This window comes from Pseudalkalibacillus sp. Hm43 (assembly GCF_051842935.1).
Classification (GTDB): domain Bacteria; phylum Bacillota; class Bacilli; order Bacillales; family Fictibacillaceae; genus Pseudalkalibacillus.
In genome coordinates this window covers 2,663,341-2,677,990 of the sequence record NZ_JBPXRR010000001.1, presented here as the reverse complement: position 1 = coordinate 2,677,990, position 14,650 = coordinate 2,663,341, and the positions used below count along the sequence as shown (strand labels likewise).

Below are 14,650 nucleotides of genomic sequence, written 5' to 3'. Positions count from 1 at the left end.
GCCTCATTCTGAGCGAATCTCTAACGGATTCCTTCAGAATGGGGCTCTTTTAGTTGAAGGTGAGACTGGAATTCGGAGGAATCGCCCCACTTCTCGAGGGTATCGAACCACTTCTCAGCGGTATCGCCCCACTATCCGGAGGTATCGACCCACTTCTCGAGAGAATCGAACCATTCCACGTAGATATCGCCCCACTTCCCAAATATATCTCCAATAGATGAAAATTTGGAGAAACTTTCCATCAAGTTGTCCCGTATATCTTTAGAGGGGGGACGAGATATGAAAATATGGGTAGGTATTCTTGGATTAATGATTGTACTAGCAGGATGTTCGCCAACAGAAGTAATAGTGAAATCAGAGAATGGAACACCTGAAATAACATTCCGACTTATTGACAAAGCAGGATTATCAAAAGAAGAATTGAACAACGTGGCAGAGCAAGTTAAAGAAGCGACAACGATCATAACTGGTTTAATTGAAACAGATTATGTGCCCGCAGAACAAATTGATATTGTGCTCTATGAGGAAAGTGGAATGTCATATGGAGATGTAAGTCAGATCACGCTTCGCAAGGTTAATGGAAAGTACCCTATTTTCCATGAATTAACGCATTCGTTACTAGGGTACGGAGAAGTCATTGACGGGAAGTTTGGTGGATCATCTTCTGGTTTTTTCACTCAGGAAGGACTTGCTGAGTATGTTGAGTCTGAATATGGTTCTGGTACGATACCAGGATATGAATTGTCTCTACATAGAATGATGCGACAATGCATTGAACTTAATCGGAATCTACCGCTTAGAAAACTAACGGACAATGTATTGAGTGGAACTTATTTTCGATCATACGTAGACAGTGAGGAAGAGAGTGCGCTTCAATTACTTAGCTATGTACATGCGGGTTCATTCGTATCGTATCTAATTGAGGAGTACGGTCTCAAGACATTTGAAAAGATTTATAATGTAGATCAATTGAATATCGCAATTAAAGAAACCTATGGAAAAGATATAGACACACTAGAAACGGAATGGTTGGATTATATCAAGGAAAATGAACGGTCTTTCAGTGATAAAGAAAAGAATGACATGAAAGGATACTATGAGCTCGAAAAGACCATTTTACAAATAGATGATCGATACTATTCAAAATGATTGGGAAGCAAATATGAGTCAAATAATGGGGCAGTCCTATTAGTCGAAATTGGATCGATTTTGTAGGACTGCCCCTTCTGTTTTGTCCCAAATCACTCCATTATTGTATTGGAACTGTTTTTATGTGGATCTTGACTATTAAGAAGGGATAAATAGGGTAAACATAAACGACAGTACTTTAAAATTTATTGGTTGACGAGTATTCGGAAGAGCGTTAGACTACTTATTAAGTCTTTATCTTGTTAGTTAATTAGCGAACTAAAGGATTTTCCTTTTATAAATAAAAAAGAAACCGGAGAGTGAATGATGTGTCGAAACCGCTTGTATTTGAAAAACCATTGGGGATGCGGGACACGCTTCCTCAGCTTTATGAAATCAAATCAATCAGCCGGACAGCGATGGAGAGCATCGTTCGGCAATGGGGATACCGCTTCATGCAGACGCCGACCGTCGAGTATTACGACACAGTTGGTGAGGCTTCTGCCACATTGGATCAGCAGCTTTTCAAACTACTCGACCAAGAAGGGAAAACGCTCGTTCTGCGACCCGATATGACGGCACCGATTGCACGGGTTGCAGCGTCCAGCCTGAAAGACGAGCCGCTTCCGATGCGTATTGCTTATGCCGCGCATGTTTTCCGAGCTCAGGAACAGGAAGGCGGTCGTCCCGCAGAGTTCGAACAGTTCGGAGTCGAGCTGATTGGCGATGGAACGACAAGTGCTGATGCAGAAGTGATCGCCTTGATGATTGAGACGCTGAAAGCTGTCGGCTTGAATAACTTCCAGGTTGCAGTCGGACACCTCGGGTATGTCGATGCACTCTTCAAGGAAATTCTCGGAACCGATCAACGGACGGAAACACTCAAGCGGTTTTTATTTGAGAAAAATTACGTCGGTTATCGCCAGCATGTGAAAGAGCTTCCGTTGTCATCCATCGATCAAAAGCGACTAGTCGACTTTCTGCAACTGAGAGGCGGTACGGCTGGTCTTGAACAAGCGGAGGAACTGATCACATCCACTCGTGCTTACGAAGCGTTGGAGGAGCTCCAGACGTTGCGTGATGGACTCGCAGCTTATGGTGTAAGCGACCTCGTGTCCCTCGACCTGACGCTGGTCAGCCATATGACGTATTACACCGGTGTAGTTTTTGAAGGATATGCACCTGAACTCGGATCCCCGATCAGTAATGGAGGTCGGTACGATACACTGCTCTCCAAATTTGATATGGATACGAAGGCGACTGGATTTGGCATCCATCTTGACCACTTGATCGAGGCGGTCCATCCCCGTGAGGAGAAAACGTTCACGCACTGCATCGTCTATTCGGAAAAACAACGGAAGGATGCCATCGAGTTTTGTCAAAAGCTTAGAGGACAGGGCGAAACAGCGGTCCTTCAAGATATTAAAGGGATTGAAAACCTGGATGCGTTCACCGAAAAGTTTTCCAATGTGACCTATTATTTAGGAAAAGAGGAGGGAGTAAGCAAATGACATCATCGAAGCTGACCATCGCCATGCCGAAAGGGCGAATCTTTGAAGAAGCAGTTCAAATGCTGCGTGAAGCCGATTATGCGCTCCCTCCCGAATTTGAAGACTCACGGAAACTGATCATTGATATCGAAGAAGAGGATTTACGGTTCATTTTAGCGAAACCGATGGATGTGCCGACATATGTGGAGCATGGCGTAGCAGATGTCGGAATCGTGGGAAAGGATGTCATGCTTGAAGAAAAGCGGGATGTCTATGAGGTGCTAGATCTTGGAATCTCGCGTTGTCACTTGTCAGTAGCAGGACTCCCGGGAACTGAACTCGATTCCGTTGCGCCAAAAATCGCTTCCAAATATCCAAACGTCGCTTCGAGCTATTTCAGAAGCCAAGGCAGACAGGTCGAAATCATCAAGCTGAACGGGTCGATTGAGCTTGCACCGATGATCGGTCTTGCCGATCGAATCGTCGATATCGTCTCAACCGGCCGCACGTTGAAAGAAAACGGACTTGTTGAAACGGAAAAAATCATGGAAATCACGTCGAGGTTCATCGTCAATCCCGTCAGCTACCGAGTGAAAGCGAACCGGATCGATGAGATGGTGAATCGACTGGAAAAGGTGATTGAAGGAAAGGAGGTTGTCCGATGAAAATACAGCAGTTAAGGGATGCAACATTACGGAAACAGCTCGATCAAGGAACAGAGGATCAAAGAGAAGCCGTCATCGGAATCCTCAATCAAGTAAAAGAAAGAGGAGACACGGCACTTGTCGAATTGACGGAAACATTCGATGGCGTCCGGTTGGAATCGTTGAAGGTGACGGATGTGGAAATTGAAAAAGCATACGCTTCACTCGATGAAGAAGTGGTGCACATCATCCGCGAAGCGGCGCAAAACATCCGTGATTACCATAAAAGACAGGTGCGAGAATCCTGGATGGTGACGAAAAAGGATGGTACAGTACTCGGACAAAAGATTACCCCACTTGAATCGGTCGGAGTGTATGTACCAGGTGGAACCGCGGAGTATCCATCTTCTGTTTTGATGGGGACGATTCCTGCGAGTGTTGCAGGCGTCAGCCGAATCGCGATTGCGACTCCACCCCGTGAAGACGGAACGATTCCTGCAAGCGTCCTTGTCGCAGCGAACGAAGGCGGCGTCCATGAAATTTATAAAATCGGTGGTGCGCAAGCGGTCGGTGCTTTTACATTCGGAACCGAAACCGTACAACCTGTCGATAAAATCGTCGGACCTGGAAACATCTACGTCGCACTCGCGAAACGGGAAGTGTTCGGGCTTGTCGGCATCGATATGATCGCTGGGCCGAGTGAGATCATGATTTATGCGGATGATACCGCGAACCCGGTTTACCTTGCCGCTGACCTATTGTCTCAAGCCGAGCACGATCAGATGGCGAGTTCCATTCTCGTTACAACTTCGATTGAAGTGGCGGAAGAGACGTCGAAAGAAGTGATCCGACAGTTGGAAAGCCTGCCGCGTAAATCGATCGCCGAGGCTTCAATCATCAGTAATGGTGTCATTTACGTGGCCAATACGGAAGAAGAAGCGATTGCCGCGATTAACGAGGTGGCACCGGAACATTTGGAACTTGTTGCACATGAACCGTTCGAGCTGCTTGGTCAGATTAAGCACGCAGGTGCGATCTTCGTCGGCAAAAACAGCTCAGAGCCTGTCGGTGACTATTTTGCTGGACCGAACCACGTTTTGCCGACAAACGGGACAGCACGATTTTCGAGCCCGCTTAGTGTGGATGATTTCATCAAGAAATCGAGTATCATCTCGTACGGAACAGATGCATTGTTCAACGATGGACGGAAGATTAGTAAACTAGCACGACTTGAAGGCCTAGAGGCACATGCTCGAGCCATTGATATTCGACTGGAGGAAAATTGATACATGTCAGAACGCACTTCATCTATCACTCGTAAAACGAATGAAACGCAAATTGAACTGAGCCTCCAGATCGATGGTCAAGGCCAGTCTGAAATCCATACACCGGTTCCTTTCATGAACCATATGCTCGATTTATGGACACGTCATGGGCTGTTTAACCTGCAGGTGAACGCGACAGGGGATACCGAAATTGACGATCATCATACGACCGAAGACATTGGGATCTGTCTCGGACAGACGTTCCTTGAAGCGTTAGGTGATAAAAAGGGAATTCGTCGGTATGGCAACGCAATCGTGCCGATGGACGAAGCGCTTGCTCAAGTCGTCGTGGATCTAAGCAACCGACCGCACTTCGAGTGGAAAGTCGGTGAGCTGCCATCTTCCAAAGTCGGTACCTTTGATACGGAAAACGTCCACGAATTTTTGTGGAAATTCGCGCTTGAGGCACGGATGAACCTACACATCATCGTCCATCACGGATCGAACACGCATCATATCATCGAGGCGATCTTCAAAGCGCTCGGTCGTGCATTGGATGAAGCGACCCAGCTCGACCCCCGTGTCACCGGAGTCCCGTCAACGAAAGGAATGCTCTAAAATGATCGGAATTATCGATTACGGAATGGGGAATCTCCATTCCGTTCAAAATGCGCTCCGCCGTTTAGGCGTAGAGTACTTTTTATCGGAGAAAAAAGAAGACCTCGCCGATGCTGATGCACTGCTCCTACCCGGAGTCGGGGCGTTCAAGGATGCGATGCATGCTTTGAAAGAGAATGGTATGGATGCGTTTATCAAAAGTGAAGTTGCTGGCGGCAAGCCGTTGTTCGGGATTTGCCTTGGCATGCAACTTCTTTTTGAAGAGAGCGAAGAGAATGGTCTGACGGAAGGCTTGAACCTGTTGCCTGGCCGAGTCGTCCGATTCCCTGGCAAGACAGCTGGCGGTGTCAGCTATAAAGTTCCTCATATGGGATGGAACCGTATGATCCTCCAGCAACCAGATTCTCCTCTTTTACAAGATTTGAGCACGGACTATGTCTATTTCGTCCATTCTTATTTTGTAAAAACGGAGGATCGCAACGTGTTGCTGGCAACGGCGGATTATCATGAAGAGGTTCCAGCCGTTGTCGGAAAAGGGCATATTTTTGGTGCACAGTTTCATCCGGAAAAGAGCAGCACAGCAGGCCTGGAAATTCTGAAAAACTTTGCGGATTACATCGAGGGGAGGAAGTCTGATGCAACGAAGATTTGAACTGTATCCAGCGATTGATATGCGGGGCGGCAAGTGCGTCCGTCTGTTCCAGGGCGATTATGATCAGGAGACGGTTTATGGTGACTCCCCGTTCGAGATGGCGAAAAAGTTCGCCGATGAAGGTGCCGACTGGATTCACATGGTCGACCTTGATGGCGCGAAAGCCGCTGAGAAAGTGAACCACAAACATGTGTTGCGGGTCGCTTCTGAACTCGATGTAAAGGTGCAAGTTGGTGGTGGCATCCGAACGGAAGAAGACGTTGCTTTTTACCTGGAACGAGGTGTTGATCGTGTCATCTTAGGAAGTGTCGCTGTGAAAAATCCAGCGTTTACGAAAGAGATGCTGAAGAAATACGGTGAACGGATCGCGATCGGGCTCGATGCGCGCGATGGCTATGTTGCTACAGAAGGCTGGCTGGACAAATCTGAAGTGAAAGCGACGAACCTCGCTAAAGAGATGGCGGAGGCTGGAGCGCGTCACTTTATTTTTACCGATATATCCAGAGATGGTACGCTCGAAGGTCCGAACATCGAGGCGATTGCCGAGCTTGCAAAGGCATCCGGCGCTGAAGTGATCGCTTCAGGCGGCGTCAGTTCATTGGAGGATCTCCGTAACCTGGCGGACAGACAACACGAAGGGATTGAAGGGGCGATCATCGGAAAAGCCCTCTACACAGAGAGGTTCACCCTATCGGAAGCCCTTGGGAAAGTAGGTCAATAAATGTTAACGAAACGAATCATTCCTTGTTTGGATGTAAAAGATGGACGCGTCGTCAAAGGTGTCCAATTCGTGAATATCATCGATGCAGGAGACCCCGTGGAGCTCGCGAAAATGTACGATGAACAAGGCGCAGACGAGCTCGTGTTCCTCGATATTTCCGCTTCGAATGAAAAGCGGCATGCCATTATTGATGTCGTGAAAGAGGTCGCAGCTGAACTCGCGATTCCTTTTACCGTCGGGGGAGGAATCAACGCTCTGGAAGACATGAAGAAGGTGTTACGGGCAGGAGCCGATAAAGTTTCGCTGAATACGGCAGCGGTAAAAAATCCGGATCTGATTACGCTCGGTTCGCAATACTTTGGGGCACAATGCATTGTTGTCGCCATTGATGCCCGGTACGATGAAGAGATGGGGTCGTGGCGGGTGTATACGAATGGCGGCCAGCGTCCGACTGACTGGGAGGTCATCGACTGGGCGAAGGAAGCGGTCAAACGAGGTGCAGGAGAGATCCTGCTTACGAGCATGGACCGGGATGGTGAAAAGTCCGGCTTCCATATCGAGTTGACGAAAAAAGTACGAGACGCTGTGACGGTGCCAGTCATTGCATCCGGTGGAGCAGGCGCTGCTGAGCATTTTCATGACGTTTTTACCGAAGCGGATGCAGATGCGGCGCTGGCAGCATCAATTTTCCACTATAAAGAAACGTCCATCATGGCTGTGAAGGACGAACTGAGAAAGCAAGGGGTGAACGTGCGATGAACATAAGTGACTTGAAGTTTGATGAAAACGGGCTGATTCCGGCGATTGTCCAGGATGTGCAGAGTAAAGAAGTCCTAACACTCGCTTACATGACTGAAGAATCGTTGCAAAAGTCAATCGATACCCGTGAGACGTGGTTTTACAGTCGTTCGAGACAAGAGCTTTGGCACAAAGGTGAAACGTCTGGGAACACTCAAGTGATTGAGGACATCCGATACGATTGCGATCAAGATGCGCTCATCGTGCTCGTTCATCCGAACGGACCTGCTTGTCATAAAGGGACGTTTTCGTGCTTTGAGGATTCGTTGTTGGAAGATGGCGGTGTCGAGCGAAGTGCTTCCGACCGTTTCGCCATCCTCTCTCAATTGGAAAAATTGATTGCTGAACGTGATGCGGCGCGTCCAGAAGGCTCTTATACGACGTATCTTTTCAAGGAAGGCGTCGATAAGATTTTGAAGAAGGTCGGAGAAGAAGCATCCGAGGTCATCATCGCAGCCAAGAACCGTGATAAGAACGAGCTGTCCTGGGAGACCGCTGACCTTCTGTATCACGTGCTTGTGTTGCTGAAAGAACAAGATCTTCCGCTTGATGATGTGTTGAAAGTACTAAAAGAACGGCACACTGAACCTGCTGAAAAAGAATGATGAAAGGAAGGCTGACAAAGGGTCAGTCTTCTTTTTGTAGTACCATTTTCTTCTTTTTCCAAATCTCGTGATTCGTATATTCGAGGGATGTCCCCGTGTGTTATACTTTCGAAAGAGAGTACAGAGAACGGGTGATTACATTACATGAAAGTCAAGCATAACCCATCTGAGGAACAAGGGAAGGTCATCCCTTTTTCGCGGAGTGGGGAGTATTATTTTCAACGTGGATTAAAGGCATATCAGAAGAAAGATTTGTACAGGGCGAAACAACTTTTTCAACGGGCGGTCGATGTCGATCCGAAAGAACCGACGTACCTTTGTCAGCTTGCTGCAACACTCGCAGAACTCGGAGACTTCATCGAGTCGAATGATCTGTTGGAATACATCGTGAGTGAAATTGATTCAGACATCTCAGAATGCTACTACTTCATGGCAAACAATTATGCCCATCTCGGAATGTTCCGCGAGGCCGAAAATGAAGCGGTCCGCTACATGGAAAACGATCCGGATGGGGATTTTTACGAGGATTCAGAAGAATTGCTAGACCTGATACATAGCGAATTTGGCGAGGATCTCGAAAACCGTTCATCTGAAGAACGGCTGATTGTACAACATGAAAAAGCGCGTCGCAGCCTCGAACAGGGGAAATTTGCGGATGCGCGAGACCTATTGAAGCAGATGATCCAGAACCATCCGGAATTCTGGGCAGCCTATAACAATTTGGCGCTTGCCCATTTTTACCTTGGAGAATATGAAGAAGCTTTCGTCGTGCTTGATGATATCTTAGACAAGAATCCAGGAAATCTTCATGCGCTTTGTAATGCTGCTCTTTTTTATAAACAGCTTCAACAAAGGAACGAGCTCGACCAATTTGTGCGCATGCTCAGAGTCATCCATCCAATCATTCCTGAACATCGGTATAAGCTCGGAAGTACATTTGCTCTTCTCGAGGAGAATGAGCTTGCTTTCCTATGGCTTCATTCTGTGAAAAATCACGGATACGCATGGAATGTGACGTATTTCCACTGGTTGGCTATCGCCTCGTTAAAAACAGGGCGTACGCAGGCAGCACAATGGGCTTGGGAAAAGCTCCTCGACCTCGATCCGGAGAGCCCAGTTGCGACGTATTATCTAGATAAATTGGAAGATTACGCACTCCAACCCGAGTATGCTGAATATCAATATACTATACCGATCAATAATTTTCATGAAACGACCGAATTGACGGAGCGGATTCAACAATTGAAAGGAACGATCAACAAAAATAAGCTTGCTCATCTGTTGTTGATCCGGAAGTGGAAGGATGAAGAGGCATCTGCTGCATTGGAAGCATTGTGTGCTGAAGTGAGTGAAGCAGAAATTGTAAAAGAGCTAGCAGCCACGGTTCTGTTCGAGAATGGTTATGAACAGGTGGAGATGCAAATGGAAAAAGGTATTGTTCAATTAAACGAACCGCCTGTCGAGGCAGTGGCAGGACTAGAAATCCTCGATCAGCTTCTCCAGCACCGGAGTGAATTGGGTGGAGAATCAGCGCTTCTATGGTATCTATTGATTGGAGAATCGAAAAGCGGAACGATTTCATTGAATAATACAGAGGCTTGGGCTGGTGCCATTGAATATCTATCCGACTTATTACATGAAAAGAAGACTTCTCAAAAAGAAGTTGCATCACGGTACGGTATTTCCATTTCGACTGTCGGTAAGTATGTAAAGAAATTGAGAGAGCTATACGATAGAGAAACTGAAGGTACTTTTAGCGAGTGACAGGGACCGCTTTTTTAGTAAGCTAGGTTACAATGATGGGGCTCGTGAGCATTTTGTTAGACGAACGACCACTCGATTTTATACGATACTAATAAGATAAAAATAATGGTCCAAACTAAAAGTACTTTGGTTATGGATGTATGCTCTGTTCAAATCAACATGATTTGACAAAGCCTAGGAATAAAGGAGTGGAGACAATGTCTGAAGAAAAAATTTACGATGTAATCATCGCAGGCGCAGGTCCGGCTGGATTGACGGCTGCTGTATATACTTCACGTGCGAACTTGAGCACATTGATGATTGAACGCGGAATTCCAGGCGGGCAAATGGCGAACACAGAAGATGTGGAGAACTATCCAGGATATGACCATATCCTTGGACCGGATCTTTCCAACAAAATGTTCGAACACGCGAAGAAATTCGGTGCTGAATACGCTTATGGTGACGTAAAAGAGATCGTTGATGGGGAAGAATATAAGACAGTCATCGCAGGCGGCGGTAAAGAATACAAGGCTCGCTCCATCATTATTGGTACGGGTGCAGAATACAAGAAGCTAGGCATTCCTGGAGAGAAAGAATTGAGCGGTCGCGGTGTATCCTACTGTGCAGTCTGTGACGGTGCATTCTTTAAAGGGAAAGAGCTTGTCGTCGTCGGTGGAGGAGACTCTGCTGTCGAGGAAGGCGTGTACTTGACTCGTTTCGCATCTAAAGTGACGATTGTTCACCGTCGTGATCAATTGCGTGCGCAAAAAATCTTGCAAAACCGTGCGTTTGATAATGACAAGATCGACTTCATCTGGAACCATACGGTAAAAGAAATCAACGCTGAAAACAACAAAGTCGGAAGTGTGACGCTTGTCAGCACAGAAGACGGTGAAGAGCGTGAATTCAAGACAGACGGTGTATTCATCTACATCGGTATGATTCCATTGAATGCAGCGGTCAAAGATCTTGGCATCACAAATGAAAACGGCTATGTAGAAACGAACTCAGAGATGGAAACGAAAATTCCTGGCATCTTCGCTGCAGGAGACATTCGAGAAAAAACGCTCCGTCAGATCGTGACGGCAACAGGTGACGGCAGTATCGCTGCACAAAGTGCTCAGCACTATGTTGAGTCGTTGATGGAGAAGTTGAGCGTCTCTTCATAAAATCTAAATGATTCGTAATTCTGTTTTAATCCGATTGTAACAGCCGTGAAACATTGGTGGGGTAGTATATAATTAAGAAATTGACCCCCTTTTAATAAATTTCTTATTTTGTGCACGGGACAAACGTTCCGTGCTCTTTTTTTGCGCATTTTTAACAGTGCCAGGTACCACTTTAGAACCCTTGTGGTGAGGGAACTTTTGGTCGGTACCTGGTACCACGAAGTCTATCCTTCCCAAAAATGAGCAGAACCGTAACTTTGGGGAAGGATTCAGGACTTTTCAACAATGTCATCTGTCAAACAAACGTTTGTTTGAGTGGAATCAATCAAACGTTTGTTTAAGATGACCCCCAGTTTACACAAACTATAAGAAATTAACGGTAAGCGTAGGAACATAGGATGTAGTATAATGATAGAAAGAGGTGAGTGAAGTGCAACGAGTCGCCAATTGTGTACTCGAAAAGGATGATCAAATCTTAGTGCTGCAAAAGCCACGACGTGGATGGTGGGTAGCACCAGGCGGAAAAATGGAGTCTGAAGAGACGATTAAAGATGCAGTCATTCGCGAGTACCGTGAAGAAACAGGATTGTACTTGAAGAACCCGAAATTGAAAGGGGTCTTCAATTTCATCATAAAAGAGGGAGATCAAATCGTCCAAGAATGGATGATGTTCACCTTCTATGCAACGGATTTTGAAGGAGAAGTACTTTCGGAGTCAGAGGAAGGGAAACTCGCCTGGAAGCCGAAGGATGAAGTTTCTGATTTACCGATGGCACCGGGAGACTATCATATTTTGGATTACATGATGACTGGAAACGGCATGATCATCGGTACGTTTACGTATACACCGGATTTCAAGCTTCTCAGTTATCGATTGGATCCATCTTAAGCTGATACTTTTACAATGAATCAGTTCCTGCGTAAAAAGAGGACTGATTTCCGATACACTGAAGACGATCCTATGAAAGGCGGGTTTACCCATGAAACAACAAGAACAACATGAATTTCGCATGGTCATCATCACTGGTATGTCAGGTGCAGGTAAAACGGTCGCGATGCAAAGCTTTGAAGACTTGGGCTATTTTTGTGTCGATAATCTTCCGCCTGCTCTTTTACCGAAATTCGTTGAGTTGATGGATGGTTCAACCGGGAAACTAAACAAGGTCGCTCTTGTCATGGACTTACGTGGTCGCGAGTTCTTCGATCAATTGTTTGCTACAATCGATGAAATGTCCAATAACGATCAAATCAAACCACAGATCCTTTTCTTGGATGCACAGGATTCCAAGCTGGTCCAACGATATAAAGAAACACGCCGTTCCCATCCGCTTGCACCGAACGGATTGCCGCTTGAAGGGATTAAGAATGAGCGTGAACTACTGGAAGAGCTGAAAGGCAGAGCGCAAAAGATTCTCGATACGACCAACATGAAACCGAAAGAACTGCGTGAGAATATCATTGAAAGATACTCTGTCAATGAGTCTCATCCTTTTACAGTGAATGTTCTTTCCTTCGGTTTCAAATACGGAATGCCGATTGATGCAGACCTCGTATTCGATGTACGATTCCTGCCGAATCCTCATTACATCGAACATATGCGACCGAAAACAGGCCTGGAAGAGGAAGTGTCATCATACGTCCTGAAATGGTCTGAAACCCAGAAGTTCATCGAAAAGCTGACGGGCTTACTCGATTTCATCATCCCGCACTACAAACGGGAAGGGAAAAGCCAACTCGTCATCGCTGTCGGTTGTACGGGTGGTAAACATCGTTCTGTCACGCTTGCAGAACACCTGAGAGAATATTTGAGCAAAGACTATCGCGTCCATAGCAGCCATCGCGATATTGAAAAAGATAAGAGTCGGAAACCGGAAATTGAATCGAAAGCCTAAGATCGTCGTCTTTGGCGGAGGAACAGGACTATCTGTACTGTTACGGGGATTGAAGAAGTTCCCGGTCGATATCACGGCCGTCGTGACTGTGGCAGATGATGGCGGAAGTTCTGGAAGGCTGAGAGAAGAGCTCGATATCATTCCACCTGGGGATATCCGAAACGTTTTGGCTGCTCTTTCTGAAGTCGAACCGCTCGTTGAACAACTGTTCCAACACCGATTCACAAATGGAAATGGATTGTCCGGTCACTCTCTCGGCAATCTATTATTGGCTGCAATGTCTGACATCACAGGTAATTTCGTAACAGGAATACGTGAGTTGTCTAAAGTTTTGAATGTACGGGGAAAAGTACTGCCTGCATCCGATCACAGGGTGGTCTTGAATGCGCAGTTCAATGACGGATCCATCGTATCAGGTGAATCAAAAATCCCGCATACGGGTAAAAAAATCGTTCGCGTCTTCTTGACGCCGGATACGGTCAAACCGCTCGATGAAAGTTTACGTGCCATCCGGGATGCAGATATGGTCGTCATCGGCCCAGGGAGCCTTTACACTAGTATCCTACCGAGTCTTCTAGTTCCAGGGATTGCTGAAGAGATCAAGAAGTCCTCGGCAAAGAAGGTCTACTTGTGTAATGTCATGACTCAACCGGGTGAGACGGATCATTTTACCGCATCGGATCATGTAAACATACTTGTCGCTCATACCGGTCTACAGATAATTGATACGATTATTGTCAATAATGAGAATGTATCACCTGATTTATTGGAGAAATACGCCACTGAAGGTGGAGAACCGGTCATATATGATGAGACGAGGTTGAAATCCTTTGGGTTTGAAGTCATAAGTGATAAAATAATTCAATATAATGATTCTTTAATTCGACACGATGCAAAACGTGTTTCAGAGATCATTCTAGAACTAGTATCTCAATAAACCCCGATGCAAGAATGGGTGAGGGGGTGTCAGTAGTGTCGTTTGCATCCGATACGAAAAAAGAACTGACCAAGCTGGAGCTGAAGAGCTGTTGCTCAAAAGCAGAGCTTTCTGCACTGATTCGGATGAATGGGTCGATATCGCTTGCCAACCGGGAGATCATATTGGATATTCCGACAGAGAATGCAGCGATTGCACGACGCATCTACACATTGATCAAGCAACTATACAGTTACCCAGCGGAATTACTCGTACGTAAAAAGATGAGATTAAAGAAAAACAACGTCTATATCGTGCGCATCAAGCAAGATTCCAGAACGTTACTGCGTGAACTGGACATCATCGATGATACCTTTTCTTTCAAACGGGATGTTTCCACGTCCATTACGAAGAAAAGTTGTTGTAAACGATCTTATTTGAGAGGGGCTTTCCTGGCAGGGGGATCATTGAACCATCCTGAATCTGCCTACCATCTCGAAATCTTCTCCATGTATGAAGAACATTCACAATCTCTTCTGAACTTGATTAATTCTTTTGGACTAAATGCAAAAATGTTAGAGCGGAAAAAAGGATTTATCATCTACATGAAAGAAGGAGAAAAGATCTCGGAATTTCTGACGTTGATCGGTGCGCATAATGCACTCTTACAATTCGAAGACGTCCGGATCATGAAAGATATGCGGAATTCCGTCAATCGTCTCGTGAATTGTGAAACGGCGAACTTGAACAAGACCGTCGGTGCATCCATGAGACAGGTTGAAAACATCAAGCTGATCGAACGGGAAGTCGGTCTTGAAACGTTACCTGATAAGCTTCGGGAAATCGCCGAACTGCGTGTGAAGTACCAGGATGTTTCGTTGAAAGAACTGGGAGACCTCGTCTCTACAGGACCGATCAGCAAATCAGGGATCAATCACCGATTGCGAAAGCTCGATGAATTGGCGAACAAAATACGTCTGGGTCAAATGTAACCTCAGACGTTTTT

Annotated in this window: 15 protein-coding genes; all 15 read left to right on the top strand. The window is 46.1% G+C overall.

Annotated features, from left to right (window positions below; all coding sequences use genetic code 11):
• Positions 1-279: 279 nt before the first annotated feature.
• The 15 genes from ACSVDE_RS14065 (at position 280) to whiA (ending at position 14,636) form a co-directional block, all read left to right on the top strand.
• Positions 280-1,149, top strand: a complete 870-nt coding sequence (locus tag ACSVDE_RS14065) for a hypothetical protein (RefSeq protein ID WP_439301498.1) — start codon at positions 280-282, stop codon at positions 1,147-1,149.
• A gap of 308 nt (positions 1,150-1,457) precedes the next feature.
• Positions 1,458-2,639, top strand: coding sequence for an ATP phosphoribosyltransferase regulatory subunit (locus tag ACSVDE_RS14060; protein ID WP_439301497.1), 1,182 nt, complete (start codon positions 1,458-1,460; stop codon positions 2,637-2,639).
• On the top strand, positions 2,636-3,283 hold the full coding sequence (hisG, locus tag ACSVDE_RS14055; protein ID WP_439301496.1) for an ATP phosphoribosyltransferase: 648 nt from the start codon (positions 2,636-2,638) through the stop codon (positions 3,281-3,283). The genes ACSVDE_RS14060 and hisG overlap by 4 nt, the downstream gene beginning before the upstream one ends.
• Positions 3,280-4,548: a histidinol dehydrogenase gene (hisD, locus tag ACSVDE_RS14050; RefSeq protein ID WP_439301495.1), complete on the top strand. Its 1,269-nt coding sequence runs from the start codon at positions 3,280-3,282 to the stop codon at positions 4,546-4,548. Before hisG ends, hisD begins: the two co-directional genes overlap by 4 nt.
• Positions 4,549-4,551: 3 nt before the next feature.
• On the top strand, positions 4,552-5,145 hold the full coding sequence (gene hisB, locus ACSVDE_RS14045; RefSeq protein WP_439301494.1) for an imidazoleglycerol-phosphate dehydratase HisB: 594 nt from the start codon (positions 4,552-4,554) through the stop codon (positions 5,143-5,145).
• A 1-nt stretch (position 5,146) separates the two neighbouring features.
• Complete coding sequence (gene hisH / locus ACSVDE_RS14040; RefSeq protein WP_439301493.1) at positions 5,147-5,797, top strand: imidazole glycerol phosphate synthase subunit HisH; 651 nt, start codon at positions 5,147-5,149, stop codon at positions 5,795-5,797.
• On the top strand, positions 5,781-6,518 hold the full coding sequence (hisA, locus tag ACSVDE_RS14035) for a 1-(5-phosphoribosyl)-5-[(5-phosphoribosylamino)methylideneamino]imidazole-4-carboxamide isomerase (protein WP_439301492.1): 738 nt from the start codon (positions 5,781-5,783) through the stop codon (positions 6,516-6,518). Before hisH ends, hisA begins: the two co-directional genes overlap by 17 nt.
• Positions 6,519-7,277, top strand: a complete 759-nt coding sequence (gene hisF / locus ACSVDE_RS14030; RefSeq protein ID WP_439301491.1) for an imidazole glycerol phosphate synthase subunit HisF — start codon at positions 6,519-6,521, stop codon at positions 7,275-7,277. It begins immediately after the preceding gene.
• Complete coding sequence (gene hisIE / locus ACSVDE_RS14025; RefSeq protein WP_439301490.1) at positions 7,274-7,921, top strand: bifunctional phosphoribosyl-AMP cyclohydrolase/phosphoribosyl-ATP diphosphatase HisIE; 648 nt, start codon at positions 7,274-7,276, stop codon at positions 7,919-7,921. Before hisF ends, hisIE begins: the two co-directional genes overlap by 4 nt.
• 144 nt (positions 7,922-8,065) lie before the next feature.
• The gene (locus ACSVDE_RS14020; RefSeq protein WP_439301489.1) at positions 8,066-9,685 is read left to right on the top strand and encodes a tetratricopeptide repeat protein; all 1,620 of its coding nucleotides are present in this window, start codon (positions 8,066-8,068) and stop codon (positions 9,683-9,685) included.
• A gap of 197 nt (positions 9,686-9,882) precedes the next feature.
• Positions 9,883-10,836: a thioredoxin-disulfide reductase gene (trxB, locus tag ACSVDE_RS14015; RefSeq protein WP_226547215.1), complete on the top strand. Its 954-nt coding sequence runs from the start codon at positions 9,883-9,885 to the stop codon at positions 10,834-10,836.
• 430 nt (positions 10,837-11,266) lie between these two features.
• Positions 11,267-11,725: an 8-oxo-dGTP diphosphatase gene (locus tag ACSVDE_RS14010; RefSeq protein ID WP_439301488.1), complete on the top strand. Its 459-nt coding sequence runs from the start codon at positions 11,267-11,269 to the stop codon at positions 11,723-11,725.
• 91 nt (positions 11,726-11,816) lie between these two features.
• Positions 11,817-12,728 carry an RNase adapter RapZ gene (gene rapZ / locus ACSVDE_RS14005; protein WP_439301487.1) on the top strand — a complete coding sequence of 304 codons (912 nt, stop codon included), beginning with the start codon at positions 11,817-11,819 and terminating at the stop codon, positions 12,726-12,728.
• On the top strand, positions 12,712-13,665 hold the full coding sequence (locus tag ACSVDE_RS14000; protein WP_439302009.1) for a gluconeogenesis factor YvcK family protein: 954 nt from the start codon (positions 12,712-12,714) through the stop codon (positions 13,663-13,665). Before rapZ ends, ACSVDE_RS14000 begins: the two co-directional genes overlap by 17 nt.
• 35 nt (positions 13,666-13,700) lie before the next feature.
• Complete coding sequence (gene whiA, locus ACSVDE_RS13995; RefSeq protein ID WP_439301486.1) at positions 13,701-14,636, top strand: DNA-binding protein WhiA; 936 nt, start codon at positions 13,701-13,703, stop codon at positions 14,634-14,636.
• Positions 14,637-14,650: the final 14 nt, after the last annotated feature.